27 protein-coding genes and 1 pseudogene are annotated in these 25,308 nt (G+C 54.7%); 8 read left to right on the forward strand and 20 right to left on the reverse strand.

Annotation, left to right across the window (positions count from 1 at the left end; translation table 11 throughout):
• Positions 1–249 precede the first annotated feature (249 nt).
• The 19 genes from IV91_RS0106580 to IV91_RS16735 all read right to left on the reverse strand — a co-directional run bounded on the left by IV91_RS0106580 (position 250) and on the right by IV91_RS16735 (position 15,738).
• On the reverse strand, positions 250–648 hold the full coding sequence (locus tag IV91_RS0106580; RefSeq protein WP_031597007.1) for a DUF2946 family protein: 399 nt from the start codon (positions 646–648) through the stop codon (positions 250–252).
• 18 nt (positions 649–666) lie between these two features.
• Positions 667–1,548, reverse strand: a complete 882-nt coding sequence (locus tag IV91_RS15680; RefSeq protein WP_051862221.1) for a tetratricopeptide repeat protein — start codon at positions 1,546–1,548, stop codon at positions 667–669.
• Between the two features lie 222 nt (positions 1,549–1,770).
• Entirely contained in the window at positions 1,771–2,955 is a 1,185-nt protein-coding gene (locus IV91_RS0106595) for an HlyD family secretion protein (protein WP_051862223.1), read from the reverse strand.
• Positions 2,952–4,307, reverse strand: coding sequence for a TolC family protein (locus tag IV91_RS0106600; RefSeq protein ID WP_031597013.1), 1,356 nt, complete (start codon positions 4,305–4,307; stop codon positions 2,952–2,954). Before IV91_RS0106600 ends, IV91_RS0106595 begins: the two co-directional genes overlap by 4 nt.
• Complete coding sequence (gene panB / locus IV91_RS0106605) at positions 4,297–5,094, reverse strand: 3-methyl-2-oxobutanoate hydroxymethyltransferase (RefSeq protein WP_031597016.1); 798 nt, start codon at positions 5,092–5,094, stop codon at positions 4,297–4,299. Before panB ends, IV91_RS0106600 begins: the two co-directional genes overlap by 11 nt.
• 11 nt (positions 5,095–5,105) lie before the next feature.
• Positions 5,106–5,624, reverse strand: a complete 519-nt coding sequence (locus IV91_RS0106610; protein WP_160171535.1) for a YceI family protein — start codon at positions 5,622–5,624, stop codon at positions 5,106–5,108.
• 45 nt (positions 5,625–5,669) lie between these two features.
• Entirely contained in the window at positions 5,670–6,206 is a 537-nt protein-coding gene (locus tag IV91_RS0106615; protein ID WP_031597019.1) for a cytochrome b, read from the reverse strand.
• 67 nt (positions 6,207–6,273) lie between these two features.
• Complete coding sequence (locus tag IV91_RS0106620; protein ID WP_031597020.1) at positions 6,274–7,038, reverse strand: TatD family hydrolase; 765 nt, start codon at positions 7,036–7,038, stop codon at positions 6,274–6,276.
• 15 nt (positions 7,039–7,053) lie between these two features.
• On the reverse strand, positions 7,054–8,007 hold the full coding sequence (holB, locus tag IV91_RS15685) for a DNA polymerase III subunit delta' (protein ID WP_035417333.1): 954 nt from the start codon (positions 8,005–8,007) through the stop codon (positions 7,054–7,056).
• A complete protein-coding gene (gene tmk / locus IV91_RS0106630; protein WP_031597024.1) occupies positions 8,004–8,630 on the reverse strand; it encodes a dTMP kinase in 627 nt (208 codons plus the stop codon). Before tmk ends, holB begins: the two co-directional genes overlap by 4 nt.
• Entirely contained in the window at positions 8,627–9,622 is a 996-nt protein-coding gene (mltG, locus tag IV91_RS0106635; RefSeq protein WP_031597026.1) for an endolytic transglycosylase MltG, read from the reverse strand. Before mltG ends, tmk begins: the two co-directional genes overlap by 4 nt.
• A gap of 14 nt (positions 9,623–9,636) precedes the next feature.
• On the reverse strand, positions 9,637–10,878 hold the full coding sequence (gene fabF, locus IV91_RS0106640) for a beta-ketoacyl-ACP synthase II (RefSeq protein WP_031597029.1): 1,242 nt from the start codon (positions 10,876–10,878) through the stop codon (positions 9,637–9,639).
• Positions 10,879–10,948: 70 nt separating this feature from the next.
• On the reverse strand, positions 10,949–11,188 hold the full coding sequence (gene acpP, locus IV91_RS0106645; protein ID WP_031597031.1) for an acyl carrier protein: 240 nt from the start codon (positions 11,186–11,188) through the stop codon (positions 10,949–10,951).
• An 86-nt stretch (positions 11,189–11,274) separates the two neighbouring features.
• Complete coding sequence (gene fabG / locus IV91_RS0106650) at positions 11,275–12,015, reverse strand: 3-oxoacyl-ACP reductase FabG (RefSeq protein ID WP_031597033.1); 741 nt, start codon at positions 12,013–12,015, stop codon at positions 11,275–11,277.
• Between the two features lie 27 nt (positions 12,016–12,042).
• The gene (fabD, locus tag IV91_RS0106655) at positions 12,043–12,963 is read right to left on the reverse strand and encodes an ACP S-malonyltransferase (RefSeq protein WP_031597035.1); all 921 of its coding nucleotides are present in this window, start codon (positions 12,961–12,963) and stop codon (positions 12,043–12,045) included.
• 28 nt (positions 12,964–12,991) lie between these two features.
• A complete protein-coding gene (locus tag IV91_RS0106660; RefSeq protein ID WP_031597038.1) occupies positions 12,992–13,954 on the reverse strand; it encodes a beta-ketoacyl-ACP synthase III in 963 nt (320 codons plus the stop codon).
• Positions 13,951–14,982: a phosphate acyltransferase PlsX gene (gene plsX / locus IV91_RS0106665; RefSeq protein WP_197456300.1), complete on the reverse strand. Its 1,032-nt coding sequence runs from the start codon at positions 14,980–14,982 to the stop codon at positions 13,951–13,953. The genes IV91_RS0106660 and plsX overlap by 4 nt, the downstream gene beginning before the upstream one ends.
• 21 nt (positions 14,983–15,003) lie before the next feature.
• Positions 15,004–15,183: a 50S ribosomal protein L32 gene (gene rpmF / locus IV91_RS0106670; protein WP_031597042.1), complete on the reverse strand. Its 180-nt coding sequence runs from the start codon at positions 15,181–15,183 to the stop codon at positions 15,004–15,006.
• Between the two features lie 45 nt (positions 15,184–15,228).
• Positions 15,229–15,738 carry a YceD family protein gene (locus tag IV91_RS16735; protein WP_051862230.1) on the reverse strand — a complete coding sequence of 170 codons (510 nt, stop codon included), beginning with the start codon at positions 15,736–15,738 and terminating at the stop codon, positions 15,229–15,231.
• 124 nt (positions 15,739–15,862) lie between these two features.
• Between IV91_RS16735 and IV91_RS0106680 the strand changes: the two genes are divergently transcribed.
• A complete protein-coding gene (locus IV91_RS0106680) occupies positions 15,863–16,441 on the forward strand; it encodes a Maf family nucleotide pyrophosphatase (protein WP_031597044.1) in 579 nt (192 codons plus the stop codon).
• A gap of 11 nt (positions 16,442–16,452) precedes the next feature.
• A complete protein-coding gene (locus IV91_RS0106685; RefSeq protein WP_031597045.1) occupies positions 16,453–17,190 on the forward strand; it encodes an SAM-dependent methyltransferase in 738 nt (245 codons plus the stop codon).
• Here IV91_RS0106685 and IV91_RS0106690 read toward each other — a convergent pair.
• Positions 17,149–18,147, reverse strand: coding sequence for an RluA family pseudouridine synthase (locus IV91_RS0106690; RefSeq protein ID WP_051862231.1), 999 nt, complete (start codon positions 18,145–18,147; stop codon positions 17,149–17,151). The genes IV91_RS0106685 and IV91_RS0106690 overlap by 42 nt on opposite strands.
• A 423-nt stretch (positions 18,148–18,570) precedes the next feature.
• Here IV91_RS0106690 and IV91_RS0106695 point away from each other — a divergent pair, with 423 nt between their 5' ends.
• From IV91_RS0106695 to IV91_RS17845, 6 genes and pseudogenes are all read left to right on the forward strand, one after another.
• Positions 18,571–21,312 (forward strand): Rne/Rng family ribonuclease, encoded by a 2,742-nt coding sequence (locus tag IV91_RS0106695; RefSeq protein WP_031597047.1) that lies wholly within the window; start codon positions 18,571–18,573, stop codon positions 21,310–21,312.
• 40 nt (positions 21,313–21,352) lie between these two features.
• Complete coding sequence (locus IV91_RS16740; protein ID WP_051862232.1) at positions 21,353–22,609, forward strand: carboxypeptidase regulatory-like domain-containing protein; 1,257 nt, start codon at positions 21,353–21,355, stop codon at positions 22,607–22,609.
• A complete protein-coding gene (locus tag IV91_RS15690) occupies positions 22,600–23,916 on the forward strand; it encodes a TonB-dependent receptor domain-containing protein (protein ID WP_051862233.1) in 1,317 nt (438 codons plus the stop codon). Before IV91_RS16740 ends, IV91_RS15690 begins: the two co-directional genes overlap by 10 nt.
• Positions 23,917–23,930: 14 nt before the next feature.
• A complete protein-coding gene (locus IV91_RS0106705; protein ID WP_200874341.1) occupies positions 23,931–24,593 on the forward strand; it encodes a MotA/TolQ/ExbB proton channel family protein in 663 nt (220 codons plus the stop codon).
• Positions 24,590–24,997, forward strand: coding sequence for an ExbD/TolR family protein (locus IV91_RS0106710; protein WP_031597050.1), 408 nt, complete (start codon positions 24,590–24,592; stop codon positions 24,995–24,997). Before IV91_RS0106705 ends, IV91_RS0106710 begins: the two co-directional genes overlap by 4 nt.
• A pseudogene (locus IV91_RS17845) lies at positions 24,987–25,308 on the forward strand (hypothetical protein); the annotation flags it as partial. The gene IV91_RS0106710 and the pseudogene IV91_RS17845, both read left to right, overlap by 11 nt.

The following is a 25,308-nucleotide window of genomic DNA, read 5'->3' on the forward strand; positions in this document are numbered from 1 at the left end:
CCCACAAGCACAGGCCCATCCCTGTGTGGCGACTCCAAAACCCAATATCAATCCGGCTAGCCTGTGACAGAGCGCTGGATTTAAAAATAAACTTTGTTTGTAAACCGAATGATACATTGTAAAGTTCTCCTGAAAAGATAACTCTGACCAACGCGCAGACTGCTCGAAAAATGAGCAAGCGCATCAGAAAGAAAATTACTTTCCGGGTATCCCCCTGATTTTGGGGAATATCATCCCGAAAAGAACGATTCAGGCTTGAACGGGAGGGGCGTTGGGATAAGGGAGAAAGAAGTTGCGGAAGGCGATGAAGCGATGAATTTCACGGGATGCCAGAGGCTGTCCGCGAAACAGTGTGAGACCCAATCCCGGGTTGGACAGATCCAGAGGTAAAGCCAGAGCCAGAGAACTGCAAAGGGAACAGTGGCTATGTCCAGAATCAGAAGGAGAGGAGTGGTGGTGATCTGAAGAGGATGCTGTCTTGACCCACTGTTGACCTGAAACCGTACAGACTTGAAGCGCGGGACCTATTTCAGTGCCACGGTCAAGAAGTGGATCCAGTGCCCCGACCACCAGAAACATCTGAAACAACAGCGGCCATAAAAGCCAGCCAGCCAGCCGTTGAATCCGTTGGGGGTGCAAAGGATTCATGATTTCAAGTCAACCGGCTCAGGGCTTGACCAAACCGGTGGAATACAGAACTCCCAGATTCTTCTGTGCTTCGGTGTTCCCCTGTTCGGAGGCTTTATGAAACCAATCCGCAGCCTTGGCGTAGTCCTGGGGCACCCCTTGACCATTATCATAGAGCATTCCCAGGTTGTTCTGGGCGCGGGCATAACCCTGCATGGCTGCCTTGCGGTACCATTCCGCAGCCATGATGTAATCCTTGGGAACTCCACGCCCATTTTCATAAAGCGCGCCCAAGTTATTCTGGGCCTTTGAATTTCCTTGCTCCGCAGAGCGTCGGTACCAGTCGGCAGCTTCGGCCGGGTCTTGAGGGACCCCCCGCCCTGACTCGTAAAAAACGCCCATGTTGTTCTGGGCCATGGCATTGCCTTGATTTGCGGCCTTACGGAAGAAATCAACGGCGATAGCATAATCCCGAGTTACCCCCAAACCATCGGCATACAGTAATCCCAACTGAAACTGGGCTTCAGCCACATTCTGTTCGGCGGCTTTTTTCAACCACTCTGCCGCTTTGGCATAATCACGGGGCACCCCTTGACCGGAGATATACAGCATCCCTAATTTGTACTGGGCCCAGGCAACGTTTTGATTGGCCGCCTTGGTGTACCAATCCGCTGCCTGAACGTGATCACCGGTCATGTACAGATAGGCTCCCAGATAGGTCTGGGCCTTGGGATCGTTGTTTCGCGCCGAATCAAGCAACTTCTGCACGGCCACAGCATCCCCGCTCTTGGCGTTGGAAACCAGGGAAACCGCTTCCAACTCCGTCAAGGGTGGCGCAGAGGCTGGACCCGTAGCGTATAAAGTTGTTGAAACCCCAAGCATCATCAGAAAAAGCAATCTGGAACCGAGAAACTTATTCATGTGCACCTTCTCAATCGGGAGCGAAGAACGCCAAGTGGTGAGTATCACCAAATCAAATATCGAAAAGCAACGCATGATCATCCTGCTTTGAGCCTACGCGCTTGTGGGAATATACCAAAATATCATAAGCCCGTAATCACTTTCGTCATTGAAAATGAAATTATTTTATCGGACGTCATGACACCCTTCCCGGTAAGCCCCCCGCCTCCCTGAAAATCTTCCTCAGAAGAGGGGACCCCCGGTATCCAGTTCCACCGTCGGCGTCGCAGACAATCCCGGGGACAAATGTTGCAACTGATCCAAAGGCTCGTCGAACACAATTTTGACGGGTAAGCGCTGAACAACTTTGACATAATTTCCAGTGGCATTCTCCGGAGGCAACAGACTGAAGCGGGAGCCCGTGCCATCCTGAAAACTATCGATATGCCCATGCCATTCCCGATGGGGAAAAGCATCCACACGAATTATTACCTTTTGTCCACGGTGCATACGGTGCAACTGGGTTTCCTTGAAATTTGCAATCACCCAGGGAGCCCCAGTCACCAGGGATAAAACCACCGAACCCGGTTGAACCAGTTGACCCAGCAAAAGGGTTTTATGGGTCACCTTTCCGGCAGAGGGGGCCTCCAGTCGCGTATAGGTCAAATCGAGCCGTGCCTGAGCCAGTGCGGCCTCGGCTTCGGCCACTGAGGCTTGGCCTCCGGCTTCCTGATCCCGTTTGAGCGCCACCTGACGGGGCCCCGAACCCGCTTCATCAAGGCGTGCCCTTGCCTCTCCCACCCGCGCCATGGCGATTTCCACCGCGCGCCGCGCCGATTCTTTCCGTGCTTGCGCGGCTCGATCTGCTGTCTGAGCCTGATCGAGCCGCTGGCGCGAAATTTCCTGTTTTTCATAGAGCGCTTGGTAGCGTTGCACATCGTTGTGCGTGAGTTGAGCCTCCGCCTCGCTGCCACCACTTTCCGCCACTGCCTGTTGTTGGGCAGCCAATGCTGAAGCCAGGGCACTTCGTGCTTCCCGCACTGCCGCAGAGGTGGTGGTGGTCACTACGGAAAGGTCCTGGGAGGTGGCTCCATGCCGTGCTTTGGCCGCAGCCAACACGGCTTCAGCTTGCTGCACACGCAAAACATAATCCCGGGGATCGATGAGCGCCAAAAGTTGACCTGCCTTGACCCACTGATTGTCTGCCACCTCAACCCGATCGATATAGCCGCTGATATGGGGGCTGATCTCCACGATATCGGCCTCGATGAAGGCATCGTCCGTGCTCTCCTGATTCCGCTGAGCGAACCACAAACCAAAGGCGCACACCACCACCACCCCTCCCCCCAGAATCAGCCAGCGCCGCCAGGATGCAGGGAAGGACTGGACAGCGGGGGTCGAAGAGACGGGTACATCGTCCTGAATCATGGGAGAGACTCCGGTTGAGTGGGGGTTTCGTAGGTGATTTGACCCAATGCCAGATCATAATTTACCTGGGCCATACCCAAGCCTCCCAGAGCGCCGATTTGATCGCTCCGGGCCTGCGCCAATCCCGCCTGAGCATCCACCATTTCGAGATTATCAGCAACGCCACTGACAAAGCGATCCTGTGCCTGCTGCATCAAACGTTGGGCCAGATCCAATCGTAATTGCGCTGCCTTTACTTGGGCTCGACTGGTGTTCAAGGAATCTTCGGCCAAACGGACGTCCTCTTCCACTTGATGACGCCCATCTTTCAAGGACAGTTCGGCTTGACGACGACGGCTTTCGGCCTGATCCTGGCGTGCGACCAGTGCCCCCCCCTGATACAGGGGCACGCTCATCTGAATGCCATAACTATAGGTACGATAGTCATACTGGGTAGGGAGTACCCCACTGGGACCAATTGCACCGATCAATCCGATGGTGGGGTAAGAAGCCGCCACGGCGGCTTCTTTTTCCGTTACCCGTTGTTCCAGGGTTTTTTCCAGTGCTTGCAATTCTGGACGTTGCTGCAGAGCACGGTCCACGGCATCTCCCCCATCGGGACTTGAGGCAGGAACGATTCCCAAGGGGTCCGTCAATTCAATGGGGAGGTCGAGAGGCAAACCAAGTGCGCGATGCAGGCGTGTGGTGGCATCTTTGGCTGCGCCCAGCGCCTGTTGCAGTTGGTAGGCGACCTGCGCTTCCGACGCAGCGGCCCGCACTTCATCCACTCCCGTGGCCAATCCACTTTTCAACTGATCGCGGGTCAATTGCAGGAGATGCTGGGACAGCGTTTCATTGGCCTGCGCCGCTTTGACCGACTCCAAGGTCTGTTGTACAGCCAGATAAGCCAATCCTGCAGCACCGGCAATTTGTTGCGCCCGTGCAGTGGCTTCAAGACGTGCGACCTCGACCCCGGTTTGAGCCGAGGATGCCTCGTGCACATGGACCAGATCCAGAATTTGCTGGGTAAACTGGACGCGTGCATCGAATGTATTGAAAGGGCCGATGAGCGTGGGAAACCCTGGCAGGGCCAAACCCATGGCACGCAAGTTCTGGGTTTGGCGCATCTGGTAGGAATTGAAGCCTACCGCCGGGCGCAAGGCAGCCCGCGCCTCTTCGGCACGGGCTGTGGCCTCTTGGGCCTGTTCCAGAGCCAGTTGCACCTGAACGTGGTGCGTCACGGCCATCCCCATGGCCTGGCGCAAGGTCAGATGCAAACTCGAGTCCTGAGGATCCTGAGCCCAGGCTGCAGTAGTGCTGAACAGTAATAAAGTGGCGCTTGCCCACAAGGTTCGGGGTAATCTATACCCCATAGCAATGCTCCTCGCCAGGAAATTGACCCGCTTTGACTTCCCGCACATAAAGTTCCACGGCTTCTGCAATGGAACCGGTTTCCTGAATGAAGGGGCGGACGAAACGGGGGGGAATGTAGGCACCCAGTCCCAGCATGTCGTAAATGACCAGCACTTGCCCAGAACAGTGAGGGCTGGCCCCGATACCGATGGTCGGAACTCGGACTTGGGCACAGATCTGGTCGGCCAGAGAACGTGGCACCGCCTCTATCAGAATCATGCTGGCACCGGATCGTTCCAGCGCCTGCGCATCGGTGAGAATCTGTTGGGCCACGGCGACATTGCGGCCTTGTACCTTGAATCCCCCCAGTTGGTGCACGGATTGGGGAGTCAGTCCGATATGGGCACAAACGGGAATGCCCCGGGTCACCAGAAAGGAGATCGTCGGAGCCATGCTGGAGCCCCCCTCGATTTTGACCATCTGAGCCCCAGCGCGGATCAATTCTGCCGCATTGCGAAAGGTATCCTCAGGACTGATTTGGGCCGTGGCAAAGGGCATGTCCGCCAGCAAAAAGGCCTTGGGCGCCCCCCGCGCCACACAACGGGTATGGTAGGCAATGTCAGCGATACTCACTGGCAAGGGAGAATCATGACCTTGCACCACCATCCCCAGAGAATCACCAATCAATAGTGCATCCACACCGGCCTGTTCCAGCACCCGAGCAAAACTCGAGTCGTAACAGGTCAGCATGGCAATTTTTTCACCGCGTTCCTGCATGAGTTGCAGGTCCACGATTGAGGTGCGCATAGCACTCTCTCCTAGGGAATGAGGGTAAAACGATAATCCACCGTGACTTCATCAGCCACCGTGTCTGTCGCGCTCCAGGTTCCATCACCCACGCCAAAATCATTTCGTTTCAGGATGAATCGCCCCTGCGCACTGCGCCCACCGTGATCATAGGACATCTTGAGGGGGATTCGCAAGGGTTTGCTTATCCCTTTCAGTTGAAACAGACCCGACACGAGGTACTGATTCAGTCCCACGATCTGAATCTCCGAGGAATCAAAATGAGCTTGAGGAAACGATTGAATATTGAACCAATGTTTGCCTTTGATCTCGTCTTCCGATTCCTCCGATGTCAAATCGATACTGGTCAGATCGATGGTAATGTGGGCATAACTGTGGGGCAGATCCCTGGCGTCAAAATGCAGGTCGGCGGAAAATTTCCGGAAATTTCCCTGTACCGGGGCCCCCATCTGGGTCCCGGTGAAGGTGATCTGTCCTGTGCCCACCGTCTCTGCCTTAGACTGCGCAGAAAAAAACAATGAAGTTACCATTAAAACAACAAGATATAATATATTATTCATAATAACTCTGAAAATTTAAGGACGCATACGGTCCATCAAATGATCCCGGTCGATGAATTGATGTTTAAAGGCCGCAGCCACATGCCCTAGAACCAGGACCAATAGAGTCCAGTTCAGGGTTTGATGAAACGTCTCGAACAGATGGGACAGTGCCTTATCTTTGGGAACCAGGTTGGGCAAGGGAAGAAGATTGAAATAAACCACGGATACGCCCGCTGCCGAACTGTGCAGCCAACCCGTCAAAGGAATGAGCACCATCAGAACATAGAGAGTTCGGTGGGCAATTTCCGTGAGCTTCTGGATCCGCCTGCTCATCGTCGTCGGTAAAGCAGGAGGACGATGTGTCGAGCGCCAGGCCATTCGCATCCACACCAGCAAAAACAGGGTGATACCCAACCATTTATGCCAGGTGTATATTTTTAACTTCCAGGGAGAAAGTTCTAAACCGGACATATATTGTCCCACCCCAAAGGCAATGGCCAATCCTGCGGCCATGATCCAGTGCAGACCGATCGCTACGGGGGTGAATTTTGCAGAGGAATAAGAATTCATGGATAACTCCAGATAATCAACCGGCGAACTTAATTGTACGTATACGAACTAAATAATGCAATTTCTTTCAACTGACCCGGAACAAACGACAGTAATTTTCGGTGGTACGTTCGCCAACTTCTTCCACTGATATCCCGCGCAAGCGCGCGATTTCTCCTGCCACATGGGGCACATAAGCCGGTTGATTGGTCTTCCCGCGCAGGGGCTCTGGTGCCAGATAGGGCGAATCGGTTTCAATCAACAGGCGCTCCAGGGGGATCCGGCACACCACTTCCTTGAGAGCCTTGGCATTGCGAAAGGTAACAATTCCAGAAAAAGAGAGGTAAAAGCCCCGCTCCAAGGCGGCATCGGCCACCGCCTGAGTTTCGGTGAAACAGTGCAGTACTCCGCCCACCTCATCCGCTCCCTCCTCGTCCAGCACCCGCAAGGTATCCATTGCCGCAGCACGGGTATGAATCACGAGGGGTTTTCGTACTTGTCGAGCCGCGCGAATATGAGTTCGGAAACGGGTTCGTTGCCATTCCAGATCCCCTTCCAAACGATAATAATCCAGGCCAGTTTCGCCAATGGCCACGACCTTGGCATGAGCCGCTTCAGCTACCAGACGTTCCACGCTGGGTTCCTCGATGTGCTGATAATCCGGATGAACCCCTACCGTGGCATGCCACCCCGGATCTGTTTCTGCCACGGCAAGCACTTCCGGAACGGTTTCCAGTTTTACTGAGATACAAAGTGCACGGGTAACTCTGGCCTGCACCATGGCAGCATGTACACTCGACAACTGAGCTCTTAATTCAGGAAAATCCAAATGACAGTGAGAATCGGCAAACATGGAACAACCTCGCTTTCAAGAAGGTAGGTGAAGCGGTGCCAGCAAAGATTCGGTCAAAAGTCGCGCGTTCAGGGGATGATTCATCCAGCGACGAGCTTCACGAAGACGGGTTTCCCAAGCCAGCAGATCGTAAAGATCCAGACGGGAAGCCATATGGCCCAATGCCTCCTGGAAGTCCTGATGATAATGACCATGGCCCAGAATTTTTTGCCCGATCAAATCCATGACCCAGAACTGGAGCCATTCCAGCCATTGATCCAAGCCCAGATTCAAAATCCTGTCCGCTTGTTGAGTCAAAGAAAGGCCATGGTCCGTCAGGATCTGTAAAAACCCCAGACGTCCTTCATGGTCACGTTGAAACTGTTCGAGGGCTCGTAAGGGCGCCCCCCCGGAACGACGCAAGTAGCCAGAAGGTTCCTTGACCCCCTCTTGGTGGAGCCATTGCATGGCTTGCTCCCCCGTAGGAAGAGGAACCGGCCAGAGTCGGCAACGACTGCGAACCGTGACAGGAATCCGAGCCGAGTGGTGGCTGACCAGTAAAAACAAGGTCTGAGGAGGAGGTTCCTCGAGCGTTTTCAACAAGGCATTGGCTGCCGCCAGATTAAGAGCCTCAGCGGGTTCGATCAAAATGACCCGCCACCCCTGCCGGTGGCTCGTGGTCATAAGGAATTCGGCGAGAGCTCGCACAGCATCCACGGTAATCCAGACACTTCCCTCCGAATCCCCCCCCTCTTCCAGGCGAGGCGGCACCAACAGGCGGAAATCAGGATGGTTCCCGGCTTGAAACCAACCACAGGAGGGACAGATTCCACAGGGCTGTGGCGCTTTCCCTTCACAGAGGATCGCCTGGGCCAGATGGCGCGCCAGTACGCCTTTGCCCAGTCCTGCGGGACCGGTCAACAGTAGACCCTGAGGCCGCTCTGCTGCCCACAGCCGGTCAAAAACCTTGTGATTCCAGGGGTGGATCATGGACTACCTGCAAGAGAGGGGAAAGCCCGTCGCAGAACACCATCGACCTGCTCTGCCAGAGTTCTTGGCTCGACAGCCGCATCTATCCTGTAAACACGGGGTAGATGGCTGCGCGCTTCATACCCTGCACGCACCCGTTCAAAGAAAGCTCGTTCTTCCCGCTCGAAACGGTCTCCTTCCTGTCGCGCACGTGCCAAACGTTGAGCCGCAATGTCGGGATCCAGATCAAACCATAGGGTCAAATCCGGTTGAAAGTCTGCACAAACCCAGGTTTCCAGGGTCTTCAAAATATCTTGAGACAACCCTCGCCCGCCGCCCTGATAGGCGAAACTGGCATCCACGAAACGGTCGCTCAATACCCACTCTCCCCGTGCCAAAGCAGGCTCGATAACCTGAGTAACATGATCGTGACGCCCGGCAAAGACGAGTAGAGCCTCGCTCAGGGGTGACATGGGTGTATTCAATAGCAGGGGCCTCAGGGCTTCTGCCAAGGCGGTTCCTCCCGGCTCGCGCGTTCGTCTTACCACCACGCCACGGACTTCCAACCAGTGTTGAATCGTATCCAGTTGAGTGCTCTTCCCCGCGCCATCGATTCCTTCCAAGGTAATGAACTTACCACTCATGGTCTGTCCGCCCGTTTGATCTGGTATCGCTGCACTGCCAGTTGATGCGCTTCAAGGGTGGTGGAAAATTGGTGGGTCCCATCCCCCCGCGCCACAAAAAACAAGTCGGAAACCGCCAGCGGGTGTACGGCTGCACGGAGTGCCGCCGCCCCAGGCAAGGCAATGGGTGTTGGAGGAAGGCCGTTTCGGGTATAGGTATTATAGGCATTGTCCCGATGCAAGTCACGGTGATGCAGATGACCGTCGTAATCCGCCCCCAGACCATAGATCACGGTGGGATCGGTTTGCAGGCGCATATCCAGGCGCAAACGATTCAAAAAAACAGCGGCAATACGTGCCCGCTCTTCTCGATTGGCCGTTTCTTTCTCAATCAGGGAAGCCAGGATCAAAGCTTGGTAAGGGTCCGTCAAGGCCAGGTCAGGATCGCGCGTCGCCCAAATCTGAGCCAGTCGTTCGTTCATGGCCCGATATGCCCGCTCAAGAATATTCCAATCACTTTCGCCAGGGTTATAAAAATAGGTATCTGGAAAAAACCATCCTTCAGGCCTCTGCCCCACAGCGCCCAGATGTGCCATTACGGCAATATCGGACAGTCCGGCACTGTCTTGCCGCAAATTGGGTTGCTGTGCCAGGAGGGTGCGCAACTGAGCGAAAGTGGTCCCTTCAATGATCTGCACCTGCCAGGCATCCCCTTCTCCCCGAGCCATCTGACGCAGTATCTGCCAACCAGTCAGAGGTTGGGTCCATTCATAACTGCCGGCTTTCAGGTGACTTTGTTCGCCCAGAATTCTCCCTACCCAGGTAAAGGTCCAGGGTTCTGTGAGCACTCCCTTCTGAACCAGTTGTTGTGCCACGGCACGCAACCCCAGTCCATTGGACAATTCAAAGGCATAAGGGGTATGGGGTAGCGGCAGGGGGCGAATGAAAAACAAAGCGAGCCAGATAATCAACCCGCTCAGTCCACTCACCAGAACCCAGAGCAGACGGCGCATCAGAATAATAAAATCTATTCAAGGCGGCGAAAAATCAGGCTTCCATTGGTTCCGCCAAAACCAAAGGAATTGGACAAGACCACATTCACGGGCATGGCACGGGCCTCATGGGGGACAAAATCGAGATCGCATTCGGGGCTAGGATTATCCAGATTGATGGTCGGAGGAATCAACTGATGGTGAAGAGCCAATACAGAAAACACGGCTTCTATCCCCCCTGCTGCCCCCAAGAGGTGCCCTGTCATGGACTTGGTGGAACTGATGGCCAGTTTATAAGCATGGTCCCCAAAGGTACGTTTGACCGCGACGGTTTCTGCCAGATCCCCCAAGGGGGTAGAGGTCCCATGGGCATTGATGTAGTCCACCTGATCCGGGTTGAGTCCAGCATTTTTCAGAGCATTGAGCATACTCCGGCGTGCGCCATCGCCATCTGCCGAAGGAGAGGTCATGTGATAGGCATCCGCACTCATGCCATAACCGCACAGTTCGGCATAAATTTTTGCCCCTCTGGCCTGGGCATGGGACAACTCTTCCAAAACCAGAACACCAGCCCCTTCGCCCATGACGAAACCATCACGATCCCGGTCCCAGGGGCGACTGGCAATTTCAGGCGCATCGTTGCGCGTACTGAGTGCTCGGGCGGCACAGAATCCGCCGATTCCCAATTCGTTGATGGCGGCTTCAGCTCCACCTGCAACCATCATGTCAGCATCGCCATACTCGATCAGTCGAGCCGCTTCCCCAATGCTGTGATTCCCGGTGGTACAAGCGGTCACCAAAGCCAGATTGGGGCCTTTCAGGCCGTACATGATCGACAGGTTGCCTGAAATCATATTGATGATACTGCCGGGGATGAAAAAAGGAGAAATTCTGCGCACCCCCCCTTCCTGATAAGCACGCCCCGTATCCGTAATCATGGGTAATCCGCCAATCCCGGAACCAATACACACGCCCACCCGTTCGGCATCCACCGGATGAGCCGTGACGCCGGCGTCACGCAAGGCCTCCATCGCCGCCACCAGACCAAAATGGATAAAGATATCCATGCGGCGTACCTCTTTGGGATTGAGGTACTGTGCAGGATCAAAATTTTTGACTTCTCCTGCAATCTGGCAAGGCATGAGCGCAGGATCGAAGCGGGTAATCGGCCCGATTCCAGAGCGCCCGGCACACAGTTGCGCCCAAGCCTCAGGGACAGAGTTCCCTACAGGGGATACGATCCCCAGACCAGTGACGACGACGCGACGACGGGACATGATTCAGACCTCCATAATTCAAGGCAGAGCGCAGCGCTTGCCCCAGTATTCCAGACTTGAGTGTGGCCTATCAGGCAGGCAAGTGGGAATTCACATAATCGATGGCTTGTTGCACCGTTGTGATTTTTTCGGCTTGCTCATCAGGAATTTCGCACTCGAATTCTTCTTCCAGAGCCATCACCAATTCAACTGTATCGAGAGAATCGGCCCCCAGATCTTCCACAAAGGAAGAGGAGGTCTGAATATCCTCGAGTTTAACTCCCAGTTGCTCTGAAACGATTTTCTTGACGCGTTCTTCAATAGTAGACATGTAATTAGGATCCTTGGCTGTTGTCTTTCAAAAAAACAGGCGTAGTGTACCAAAACCCGCCGACGAATACCATCCCGAAGGATGGGTCAATCCATGACCATGCCCCCATTGACGTGCAGGGTGGCACCGGTCACATAAGCTGCTCCGGGCGATGCCAGGTACGCAACAGCCTGAGCGATATCCTCGGGTTGACCGAGGCGGCCCAAAGGAATGCTGGACAACAGGGCCTGTTGCTGGACAATATCCAGTCCACGAGTCATATCAGTATCGATAAATCCTGGAGCTACGCAATTGACTGTAATACCGCGACTACCCAATTCCCGCGCCAGGGACTTGGTCAATCCCACCAACCCCGCCTTGGCAGCGGCATAGTTGGCTTGCCCTCCATTGCCGGTGCTCCCCACCACGGAACCGATGTTGATGATGCGTCCCTGACGAGCCTTCATCATATCCCGCAAAACGGCCCGAGATAACTGGAAAACCGCTTTCAAGTTGGTATCCAGAACTGTATCCCACTCTTCATCGCGCATCCGTACGGCCAACATGTCACGGGTCACCCCCGCATTGTTCACCAGTATGGAGATGGGACCCAAATGTTGTTTGACTGCATCCACTGTCTGCAGAATGGCTTCGGGCACCCGCACATCCAGCACGAGCCCCAGGCATTCCGGGTGAATGGCATGCAAGTCTTTTTCAATCTGTTCAGCGCCTTGGACAGTGGTGGCAGTAGCCGCCACCTTGGCTCCCTGACGGGCCAATTCCCGCGCAATCGCCTGACCGATGCCTCGACTGGCCCCCGTCACCAGAACCACCTGTTCCTTGAGCATTCTCCCCCCTATATTTATTATTTAGTATTATGACAACACGCCCTGAAGGAGCTCTGCGCTGTTCAACGCGATTCCTTCCATCTCCGAGTCGATACGACGGACCAGAGGAGCCAAAACCTTGCCTGGTCCACATTCTACCACCCGCGTACACCCTTCCCGGGCAAAAGCACGAATCGTATCAACCCAACGCACGGGACGATATAATTGCTTGGTCAATGCGGTCCGTATCTCCATGGGCGTGGGAGCCTGAACCACTTCGGCATTGTGTAACACGGGAATGCGCGGCGACACCAGAGGAATCTGTTCAAGATAGTGGGCCAAGCGTTCGGCAGCCGGCTTCATAAGGCTACAGTGAGAAGGGACGCTAAGAGAAAGCATGACGGCGCGCTTCGCACCACGGGACTTGGCCATTTCGATGGCACGCGCCACCGCCGTCCGATGCCCGGCAATGACTACCTGGCCAGGGGAATTGAAATTAACAGCCTCCACGACCTCACCCTGGGCTGCTTCCTGACAGGCGGCCAGCACAGCACCATCCTCCAAACCGAGGAGTGCGGCCATGGCCCCCACGCCTGCGGGCACCGCTTCCTGCATCACCTGAGCACGAAAACGAACCAGACGCAATGCTTCTTCAAAAGAGATACTTTCTGCTACCACGAGGGCGGTGTATTCACCCAGACTATGTCCCGCCAACCAGTTCGGTTCGGCACCGCCCCGTCCGCGCCAAGCGCGGTAAACCCCTACTCCCGCTGCCAACATGACAGGTTGGGTATTGACCGTAGTCATCAGGGACTCTTCAGGACCATTGGCCACCAAGCCCCAAATATCCTGATCAAGCACGGCAGAAGCCGTGTCAATGGTGTGACGCACCTCCGGCAACCCTTCATAAGGGTGCAACATACCGATACTTTGTGATCCCTGACCGGGGAAAACCATGGCCCATGTCATCTGACTATTCCTCGTCGTTAGAATCCGGTTAGACCTGCAACAGCCCGGCACCCCAAGTGAAACCGCCGCCCACGGCCACCAGCAAACCCAGTTGTCCGGTTTTGAATTGTCCGGTACGCCAGGCATGATCCAGCGCCAAGGGAACGGAAGCCGCCGAGGTGTTTCCATGCTCACTAACCGTGCGCACCACGCGTTCCGACGGAATCCCCAGTTTATGAGCCGTGGCTTCAATGATGCGAATATTGGCCTGATGCGGGATAAAACAATCCACCGCCGCTGGGGTCAGACCATGTTCGGTCAGGATTTCACGACTGACTTGATCCAGTACCTTGACGGCAAATTTAAAGACGGCGCCGCCGTCCATTTGCACGGTGGGTTTGCCCAGCACCTGCCCCCCACTCATTGAACCTGGGGCGGAGAGCAAGCCGGCATAGCGACCATCGGCATGCAGGCGCGTCCCCAACAATCCGGGAGTGGAGGAAGCCCCCAGAACCACTGCACCGGCTCCATCGCCAAAAAGGACACAGGTATTGCGATCATTCCAATCGAGCAAATGGGTAAAAGTTTCTGCACCGACTACCAGAACCTGACGTGCCGAACCTGAACGAATGAACTGATCTGCCACAGACAGGGCATAGAGGAATCCGGTGCATACTGCCTGCACATCAAAAGCCGGGGCACCGGTATTTGCCCCCAACTTGGCTTGAAGCAAACAAGCCGTACTAGGAAAGGCCATATCCGGCGTGGTGGTCGCCACCACGATGAGATCCAGTTGATCTGGTCTTAACCCAGCCGCCTCGAGCGCACGGCGCGAAGCTTCCAGAGCCAGATCACTGGTGGTTTGTCCCGCCGCACGAACATGGCGCTGACAAATTCCCGTACGGCTGCGAATCCATTCATCGCTGGTCTCTATCCGTTGCGCCAGATCATCGTTGGTGATGATTTGTTCTGGCAAATAACTTCCGGTTCCCAATAACTTGGAATAAATCATGACGCCAGATTCTCCCGTTCCTGTACAGCTTCCTGGATGCGCCCGAGTACGTTACTGCGCACTTCCGTCACGGCATAAAGCAGGGCGTGACGGAAGGCATAGGCGTCAGCCCCCCCATGACTTTTGACCACCAGTCCTCTGAGTCCTAACAAACTGGCTCCATTGTACTGACGATGATCCACTCTGCGCTTGAATCGATTCAGGACAGGCAGAGCCACTGCACCCGCCAGGCGCGTCCAGAATGAACGGTTAAATTCTGTACGGATCATCTGTCCCAACATCCAGGCCAAACCTTCCGAGGTCTTCAGGACTACATTGCCCACAAATCCATCGCAAACCACCACATCCACCGTCCCCTTGTAAATATCGTCTCCTTCCACATTACCATGAAAGCGGATAGGGGCCGTGCGCAACAATTCAGATGCACGCTTGATGATTTCGTTCCCCTTGATGGCTTCGTGTCCGATATTGAGCAACCCGACGCTGGGTTGGGGACATTCCGGACTGGTGGCCAGAATGGATCCCATGATCCCGAACTGAAGCAGATGTTCAGGCGCACAATCCACATTGGCCCCCAGATCCAGCACATAAACTGGCCCGCGAATGGAGGGCATGGTAGTGGCAATGGCTGGACGTTCGATGCCCGGCATCATTTTCAGGACGAAACGTGCCGTTGCCATGAGGGCACCCGTATTTCCCGCACTGACACAACAATCCGCCGCTCCAGACTTTACCAGATTGATGGAGACCCTCAAGGAAGAATCCTTTTTGTTCTTGAGAGACAAAACGGGAGATTCCTCCATGCTGACCAATTGGCTGGCTTCATGGAGAGCAATGCGGGTACGCACCGAGCCATAAATGGGAGAGGCGAGGAGAAGAGATTCAATGGGAGAACGCAAGCCGACCAGAGTCACAGCGACTTCAGGGTCCTGCGCCAGAAAATCGAGGACAGCCGGAACGACCACAGCGGGGCCATGATCGCCCCCCATGGCATCCACCGCTATCGTCAGCAAACGAGTCACAGACACGCGGTAATTCTGAAATGAAAGTTAGTCGTTTTTAGACTGGACCACTTTACGACCACGATAAAAGCCATTCGGGCTGATATGGTGGCGCAAATGGGTTTCACCCGTGGTTGGTTCCGTCGCCAGTGGCTTGGCCGTCAAAAAATCATGGGCACGATGCATACCGCGCTTGGAAGGGGACTTTTTATTTTGTTGAACAGCCATGGTTCTGACTCCTAAATGATCAATGAATATAACGCCAAGTGTCCTTCACTCGCGCGCTGGAACTTTCAATGCGCCCAATACGGCAAACGGCCTTGTCTTGCCAGCCAGGTCTTCTTCGCCATTTTCGGCCCCGACACAGGTCTCACCCGCGTGTACTGGCGCTAATGGCAAAGCCAGCAATACTTCTTCTGCAACCCATTCGGCAACATCCAGAGACTCCGGAAAAACCAGAGTTTCCTCTTCAGGATCCTCAGTTTCAAGATCTGGCAGAGCCGCCTCGTTGCCCACGAAGTGTATTCGCGAATGGGCTTCCAAATCAAAGGAGAGCCCAGAAAGGCACCGTCGACATACCAACCAGAGTTGTCCCTCGACCTGAACCTCAAGAAGGCGACGCCCCCTTTCATCCACCCATCCACGCATGACAAACCGGATCTTTCCCTCAGGAGAAAACAGATATTCCTGCAGGGCAGGTATCTGATCCGGACGGCACTCCCCCTCGACCCGCTCTGCTAGGGCCGTAAAGCGATAGGGATCGAGTACGGGTGCATCAAACATAAGCCCTCCATTCTACCGTGCGACCCTGCTTTCTGTCAAAGAGTTGTCAGCTTCTGTCAAATCGCGGCGGCAATTTTGCTATACTCCCCACCTTGCGTCTCCCCGTACTGAATCACGACCCCCCATGACTCCCCTGATATTGGCTTCCAGTTCACCCTACCGCCGCGAATTGCTCGCTCGCCTCCAGATTCCTTTCGTTTGGAAAGCCCCGGATATCGACGAAACCCCTGGCAAAGAAGAACACCCGCAGGAGACTTGCTTGCGTCTGTCACTGGAAAAGGCCCGCGCCATCGGTCGCTTCCATCACCAAGGCCTGATCATCGGTAGCGACCAGGTGGCCGAACGGAATGGTCAGGCCATCAGCAAACCCATTGACCATGAAGCTGCCGTGGAACAATTGACCTGGGCCAGTGGTCGCGCCCTGCAATTTCACACGGGGCTTTGCGTTCTGGATGCCGCCAACGGCCATCATGAATCCCTTCGGGTGACCGTTACGGTTCATTATCGGACATTGACTCCAACGCAGATCGAACGCTACCTGCGCAAGGATCAGCCTTACGATTGTGCCGGCAGCGGACGTATTGAAACCTTGGGCATCACGTTGGTCGAAAAGGTAATCAGCGAAGACCCTACTGCCTTGATCGGGCTTCCGCTTATTGCTCTGACCTCTCTGTTGGCACGTTTTGGAATCGTCCTCCCCTGAGACTTCCGTCCATGACTCCCCACGGCACACTGTACTTGCTCCCCGTTCCTTTGAGCGAAGCACCTGATGCACTCCTGACACTGTCGCCCCGGCTACTGGATCGTTTTAGACAACTTTCCTTCTTTGTGGTGGAAACCCCGAAAACGGCCCGTCGTCTGCTCAAACGAATCGGCCATCCGCTTCCTATTGCCCAGTTGACTTTATCCTCTCTGACCCAGGAAACCACGATGGCCCACCTGGAGTCCCTGCTGACACCGTTAAGTCAGGGACATAGCCTGGGACTACTGTCAGATGCAGGATGCCCGGCCATTGCCGATCCAGGGGCACGCCTGGTCCGTGCTGCCCATACCGCAGGGTTTCGGGTCGTGCCCGAAACGGGTCCCTCCTCGTTGTTGCTGGGTCTCATGGCCAGCGGATTGGAAGGACAACGCTTCACCTTCCATGGCTATCTTCCTGTACCCGAGATCGCCCGTAATGTCCGTCTGATCGAACTGGAAAAGCGTTCGCGGGCCCTCCATGAAACTCAGTCGTTCATAGAAACCCCCTACCGCAACGGTGTTCTCTTCACTAGTTTGTGTTGCACTCTGCATCCCATGACCCAACTCTGTGTGGCCAGAGATCTAACTGGACCCCAAGAATGGGTCCGGACCGCTTCCGTGTCTGAATGGCGGCGCCATCCCCCCCCCGACCTGCATCACTTCCCTACCCTATTCCTGTTTCTGGCGCACTCGTCTGGGCGGGGCGAGTGACTCCTCTCCCAATCCCGATTTCGCCAAACGGGTGAGAATCTGGGCCAAAGGCAGCGGCAAGGGAGCTTCGAAGACCAGCGGACGTTGGTCCAGGGGATGAACGAAGGACAAGCGGGCTGCGTGTAAAAACATACGCTTGAAACCTAAACGGGTCAGTTGATGATTCCAGTCATAATTGCCATATTTGTCATCCCCTGCAATGGGAAACCCCAAATGTGCCAGATGTACCCGAATCTGGTGGGTCCGCCCCGTAAGCAGGCGTGCCTCTAGAAGGGTGGCTTCAGGCCAGGTCTGGAGCCGGGTAAACAGGGTTTCCGATGGTTTTCCTTCTGCCTGGATAGCCACCCGTCGTTCACCACTGGCCGTCATGTATTTGTGCAGAGGCAAATTGACCCGTTGCCGGGCTTGGGGAAATTGACCTTGTACCAAGGCAAGGTAAGATTTTTCCATACGGTTGTGGCGCAACAATTCATGCAAAGCCACCAAAACGGCACGCTTCTTGGCCACCAGCAATAATCCCGAGGTATCTCGATCGAGGCGGTGTACCAACTCCAGGAAACGAGCATCGGGGCGATCCTGCCGCAATTGTTCGATGACCCCCAACCGGATGCCACTTCCTCCGTGGACTGCCACCCCTGCGGGTTTGTTCAAGACCAACAATCCCTCATCTTCGTGCAGGACCTCTGAACGCAGAGAAACCGGTAAAGGAGGGACTGCCGCCACCTCCTCGGGAGTTGCCCGGCGTACCGGAGGAATCCTTAAACGATCCTGACTTTGAAGTCGATAGGAAGGATCGGCACGTTTGCTGTTGACCCGTACTTCGCCATTGCGCAACAGGCGATAGACGTGACTTTTAGGGACCCCCTTAAGGTATCCCTGGAGAAAATTATCAAGGCGTTGACCGGCTTGATCTTCATCGACTTCCAGCCATTCCACGAATGCTTTGCTTAATGTCATTATTTGTTTTAGAATAAGTGTTTGTGGAATCCATGCCCAGTTTGGCGCAGGCACGGCAGAGAATTTCTGCCCCATCCAGCAAGGTATCCACAACGATTGAATGATACGGATGCTGACCATCGAGATTTCGCTCATTATCTCATCGAACCGATGATCAGTCTTCGACTCTGGTTAATCTCGCTCACCAAAAAGTAGCGATAGTTGTTGATTTGCGCGCTGACCGCTCCGTATTTGATTGATCCGGCGTTATTAGGTACACACGTCGTTGAAGGTAATTCCCATCGTGACCCACAAGAGGTTGTCCACCATTAAAAACGGATTTCCAGACTCTTTGAAGGATCATTCACGAATTTCCCCTTAAATCCGGGAGATTTGCGGAAGGGTGTTTACCGCCCGGCAGCCCCAGCGCGCTGGAGCCTGAGCATGAAAAGAATGTTGTTTAACGCCACACACACGGAAGAACTCCGGGTGGCTATTGTCGATGGTCAAAAACTGATCGACCTTGATATCGAATATTCCGGAAAGGAACAGAAAAAAAGTAATATTTACAAAGCAGTTGTCAGTCGTGTTGAACCTTCGCTTGAAGCCGTTTTTGTGGACTACGGTGCAGACCGCCACGGTTTTCTGCCCTTCAAGGAAATTGCCCGTACCGCTCTGAACGACGAAGAGGGTGACTTTTCTCGTCAACGCATCGCCAGTTTACTTAAGGAAGGCCAGGAACTCATTGTCCAGGTTGACAAGGATGAACGAGGAAACAAAGGGGCGGCCCTGACCTCTTTCATCAGTTTGGCAGGCCGGTATCTGGTGTTGATGCCCAATAATCCCCGTGGTGGTGGTGTTTCGCGGCGAGTGGAAGGAGAAGAACGCGCTGAATTGCGGGATGTTCTCACCCAACTCGAAGTCCCTGCCGGCATGTCCCTGATTGCCCGCACCGCAGGCATCGGTCGCTCCGCCGAGGAGTTACAGTGGGATCTCAACTATCTCTTGCAACTATGGGCTGCCATTGAAGTTGCTGCCACAGGTCAAAAAGGCGCATTTCTGATTTATCAGGAAGGAAGTCTGGTTATTCGAGCGATTCGCGACCTGTTCCAACCCGATATTGGTGAAATTCTCATCGATACCGAACTCATTTACGAGCAGGCGCGCCAGTTCATGAGTCACGTCATGCCCGGGAACGTTAACAAGGTTAAGTTATACCATGATGACGTACCACTCTTCTCGCGCTTTCAGATCGAACACCAGATTGAAACGGCCTACCGTCGTGAAGTCAGTCTACCTTCCGGAGGGGCCATCGTCATCGACCATACCGAGGCCCTGGTCTCTGTAGACGTCAACTCGGCCCGTGCCACGCGGGGTGCTGATATCGAACATACAGCTCTCAACACCAATCAGGAAGCGGCCGATGAAATTGCTCGTCAATTGCGTTTGCGCGACCTGGGTGGACTGATCGTCATCGATTTCATCGATATGGAGAACCCGCGCAACCAGCGCGAAGTGGAAAACCGCTTGCGTGACGCCCTGCGCTACGATCGGGCGCGCGTCCAAACCGGCAAGATTTCCCGCTTTGGTTTGCTCGAACTGTCCCGTCAACGCCTGCAGCCTTCCCTCGGAGAAACCAGTCATACCCCTTGCCCACGCTGTCATGGAACCGGGGTGATCCGCGATACGGAATCCTCTGCCCTGCATATTCTGCGTATCCTGCAAGAAGAAGCCATGAAGGATAATACGGCCATCGTGCGTGCTCAAGTACCGGTGGATGTCGCCACTTTCCTGCTCAATGAAAAGCGTCCAGACATCTATGGTATCGAGGCCCGTCTCAAGGTCCATGTCATGCTGATCCCCAATATTCACATGGAAACGCCCCACTATTCTGTGGTACGCATTCGCCATGATGAAGCCAATCAAATGGATTTCACGGAAGCCAGTTACCAGTTGGTGGAAGTTCCCGCGGATAATCAGGAACCCCGGGTCCATGCGCTCACCCCTTCCAAGCCCGACCGGCCCGTTGCCGCAGTCCGCGGCATCACCCCTCAGCAACCCGCGCCCATGCCCGTGGTCCGCGCCCCTGCACCTGCCGCTCTACCCGCCCATACCTATCGTGAACAGGAGCGTAAAGGTTTGTTCGGGACCATCATAGGTTGGCTGAAAGGCAACTCCGCATCGATCGGGACCCGTCCCGAACCTGCCTCGCATCTTCTTCCTGCCGAAGTCAAGACGGTGTCCCCTGTTCCCGCTCGCCCCGAACGAGAGGATCGTCGCCCCCCCCGTCAACGAAGAGAACGACGGGAACGGAGTCCGCAAAACCGCTCTCCAGTCCTTGAGGCCGCCACCCAGAATGAAGTGACCGCTCCAGATACCCCGGCGGAAGCAAAGTCTGCCCCCAAGCCCCCCCGGACACAAAGAAGAATCCGTCCCACGGATGACTCTGCCCCACCCCTTATCGTAGTGGCAGAATCATCCGTTGAGGAAGTCCTGGAAGGAGATGGCGTCAGCACCGTGCCGGCGGAAAAGGAAGGTCGGCGTCGGGGACGACGGGGAGGACGACGTGAAAAATCTCGTCGTTTCAATGGAGCCATTGCGCCCGCTTTTCCTCTCTCTGAGGCAGATGTACTGAAGAAAGGTGATGGGGATGAAGATGAGGTGGAAGTGCTTCAAGAGCCTGTTTCCGTCCGGTCTGACACAGAAGCGGCCCTTCAGGTTGACGCTGCCCCTGCAGTGATGCCCGTGCCCGAGGCCGAGTTGGAAATTCTATTGCCTGAAGCAGAAAAAGGTGATTCCTCGCCCAGTGCAGAGCACTTAACCCTCTCTCTCCCTGTATCCTCGCCGGAAACAGGGGCTGAACAGGCTCCTGAACCTGAAGCAGTTTCTTTCGCAGAATCTACCATCCAGCAACCCCCATTACCTGCGGAAACGGCCCTCCATAAACCTGTGGCTACGGTAATTTCGGCTCCTGCAACGTCACTTCAGCAGGAAACGCTGGCCGTCCCTCCCGAATCCGGTCTGGTGTTGGTGCAGACTCGTGCCACTACCCTGGAACCAGAGGAACTTCCTGCCCCGGTACGGCGGCGACGCACGGCACGCACGCGCTTCATTCCTGCTCAAAGTGAGCCTTTGATGCAGGTGGAAACGCAAAAATCGGTGACGCCTCCTGACATCCCTGAGTAAACCCGGCCATCCCTCGCTCGGATAAAGTTCCGAACGGGGGATGAACGAAAAAAGTGATCGTCAGGAGACATTGTTTCTCGGTTACCGGCAATACTTTCCCGAACGTCAGATTCAGGTATTGACGGTCGCAACGCAATCCATGACTTTCATCTGGTTGGAAGAAAAGAAGGAATGGAGTATCATGCACCACCGCTCCAGCCTTTGCCAAGATATCATTCCTCCCCATGATCCAATCTCGTCCCCATCCTGGGTCAAGCACACAATTTTTTCGGGTTATTCTGCACTGGCTTCGTGCGCTGCAAGGCCGGTTTTTTCTGGATTCTCACCCCTCATTTCCCCAACCACGGTGGTGAGGATCTTGCAACGCCTTATTCGTATCCTTTTTTTGAGTCAGGGACTTTTTGGAGCGTTTACCTGCCAGGTTGCCCTGGCCAACTCGGGCAATATCTTGCAAGGGCAAGTTGAAGATAGTTTAGGAAACCCGATTGCCCAGGTTCAAATCCAGGTTCAGGATGATTCGGGCAACACACAGGCCACCCTGCATAGTGATGCTCAAGGCCAGTTCCACCTTTCGCTTCCTCCGGGGACCTACAGTTTGCAAGCCCACCAAGATCCCTATCAGGATGCCATCGGCATCGTCACGATGGGTAATACAGATCAGGCGACCCGACTGACTCTCGGCAGTACCCAGGCTCTGGCCATTCAGATCAGCAGCGCACAAAAGAGAAGTTCTCGTACTCAGGTCTCCACCCAGGATGCAAGCAGTATTACGCGTTTCGATGCCCAAGCCATTCAGGACTTGCCGCAGGGAGAGAACACCCCCCTCAATCAGGTTCTCTTACAAGCCCCGGGCGTCGTCAACGATTCCTTTGGTCAGTTGCATATCCGGGGTGATCATGCCAACATCCAATACCGCATCGACGGTGTCCTGTTACCCGAGGGGATGAATGGTTTCGGGCAGTTTTTTGATACCCGTTTCGCCCAACAGATCGACCTCATGACGGGCGCTCTACCTGCTCTCTATGGAGATCACACGGCGGGCGTCGTCTCCATCACCACAAAACAGCAGTACGATGGATCAGGACAATTCGACCTTTACGGTGGAAGTTTCAACACGCTCAACCCCAGCGTGGAATACGGTAATTCCATCGGCAATCTGTCCTATTTTTTCACCGGCTCATACCTGAGCAATAGCCTGGGCATCCAACGTCCCAATCCCGGTTCGCCGATCCATGATAATACCCAGCAGTTTCGTGGTTTTGGTTATAAATCGGAATTTTGCCTCAAATGGGTCTGAAGGGGTACAACTCCGCCACGGTCGCCGATCAACAGAATGAATCCAATCAGTTTTCCATCCTGGCCCTGCAAGGTTCACTCAGCGATCAACTGGATTACCAAAGTTCGGTCTTCAGTCGCACCACAAGTCTCCAGTATCTCTCCGACATTCCCGGAAACCTCGCCTTCAACGGAGTCGCCCCGGACATTCTGCGCAGCAGTCTCAGCAACGGGTTGCAAAGCGATGCCACCTGGCGTCTCACCCCCACTCATACCGTGCGCTTCGGTTTCTATGGCCAGACAGAAAACATCGTCAGCAACAATACCTCCACTCTGTTTCCAGTCAATGGCAGCGGTATGGTGTCGGGACCTGCTTATCCCATAACGGACAACCATACTTACAATGGCAACACCCTATGGGCCTTGTATACTCAAGATGAATGGAAAGCAAGCGATCGCATGACGGTCAACTATGGGTTACGTTTCGATCAGGTCAATGCCTTTGTCAGTGAAAACCAATGGAGTCCCCGTATCGGCATGGTCTATACCCTGACCCCACAAACCACTTGGCACATGGGGTATTCACGATATTTCACCCCGCCGCCCAACGAACTGGTCAGTACCAGTACGCTGGCACTGTTCCAAAATACCACCCTGGCTGCCAATGGTCAAAACAGTCCGGTCAAATCACAACGCACCGATTACTACGATGTCGGTCTTTTGCATCAACTCAATACCCAAACCAATGTGGGCGTGGATACTTATTACAGTCGGAGCACCAACCTGCTCGACGAGGGCCAGTTTGGCCCTGCACTGATCATGACCCCTTTCAATTATAACGAGGGCCTCATCTATGGAATCGAATTCACTGCCAACTACAAGAATGAGAACTTTTCTTCCTATGCCAATCTGGCACGCACCATCAGCCAAGCACGGGGCATCAGTTCTAGTCAGTACCTGTTTTCTCCTGCCGTATTGAGTTATGCTGCCAACAATTGGGTTTATGTGGACCACCAACAGGCACTTACCGCATCCAGTGGCTTGGCTTATAATTGGAACGGCACCCACCTGTCCACCGATCTCATCTACCAAAGCGGACTGCGTAATGGTTTTGCCAATACCACCAGTCTGCCTGCCTATACGGTGGTTAACTTGGGATTACGTCGTACCATCGCTCTTGATTCCACAGGTCCCATGGAATATCGTCTGGTCCTGCTCAATCTGTTCAATCAAACCTATCTGATTCGGGATGGTTCCGGGATTGGTGTAGGTGCCCCTCAATACGGCATGCCCCGAGGTTTTTTTCTGGGCATCACCAAACCTTTGTAACGACTTGTGAGGCTATGGATTTCATGCAAGAATTGATCGAAAGTTGGCACGCTCTTCAACTGGGGGGGCCGACACTGTATCCCCTGTTATTCCTGGCGTTAATGGCACTGGTCATTCTCCTCGACCGTACATGGATATTTTGGGGGTTCATCCGTTTGCCCCGCTCGCTGGATCAACTGGTCAGCACCTACGGGTTCACCTGGGAAAGTCTGGATGAGGAAATTCGTCGCACGGGAGAAAGAAATTACTATGGCCGATTTTGCCGTAACATCCTAGACCATCGTACACGCCCTCTCTGGTGGATCGAATCGCGCGCTCAGGACCAAGCACAAATTCTGGAAAAAGACATGGGAAGAGGGCTTTGGGTCCTGGAAACCATTGTCACGGCTGCGCCCTTGCTGGGATTGCTGGGCACTATCACGGGCATGATGCATGCCTTTAATCTGATTGGAGGCAATGGGTTGGTTGATCCCAGCGGCGTGACGGGGGGGGTGGCACAAGCCCTGATTGCCACGGCTGTGGGGATATTCATTGCCCTGATCGCCCTGTTCGGATTCAATTTTTTTTCCCGCCAGCAAACCCATGCCCTGGAGGAAATGGAGCGACTAGGGACTCATCTTCTGGACAATCTCCGCCTGGGCTACGAATTCTCCGTTCCCGAACAGGAATCCCCATGAAACTCCGTCCTCGTCGCACCTATCGCCGGGGTCGCATCGAAATCATCCCTATGATCGATGTGATGTTTTTCCTGTTGGCCACTTTCATGCTGGCTTCGCTGTCCATGCAAAATCTCCACTCACTGCCGGTCAATTTGCCCCAGGGGCATGCGGCCCCCCTCCAGGCCAAGCACCCCATTACCTTGACCATTACGGCCCAAAGCCAAGTTCTGATCGATAAAACCCCCGTTACCTTGGAGACTTTGGGTAGTGTGCTGAAACAAAAAATGGGGAAATCAGACCAAACCGATCTCATCGTGGCTGCCGACAGCCAAGCGCCTAATGGCATTACTGTCCAGGCCATGTTGCGCGCCCGTGGGGTTGGCGTACAGCATTTTCTGATTGCTGTGAAACATGCGGACTGAGCCCACGACCCTGCTAACCCTGAACGATACCTTCTGGCCACGGTTGCCAGTCACACTTCCCCTTGCTCTTGTCCTCTGCCTTCTTGGTTTGCAACTGCTCACCCAATGGCTGGCTCCCCCTGCCAAAAAAATTCCTCCCCCTCTTCCCGTGGATGCACAGATCATTGAACTGCCCGCTGCCCATGAAGCCCATGCCGGCCCTCCCCCTGCCCCTGCAGCCAAACCTACCCCCGTCGTGCCACAGGTCCTGCATATGCCCAACACTTCCCCCAGCCCTCCCCCCCTTCCTCATTCGGAAGCTCCTGCTGCCC

This window comes from Ferrovum myxofaciens (assembly GCF_000735045.1).
Taxonomy (GTDB): Bacteria; Pseudomonadota; Gammaproteobacteria; order Burkholderiales; family Ferrovaceae; genus Ferrovum; species Ferrovum myxofaciens.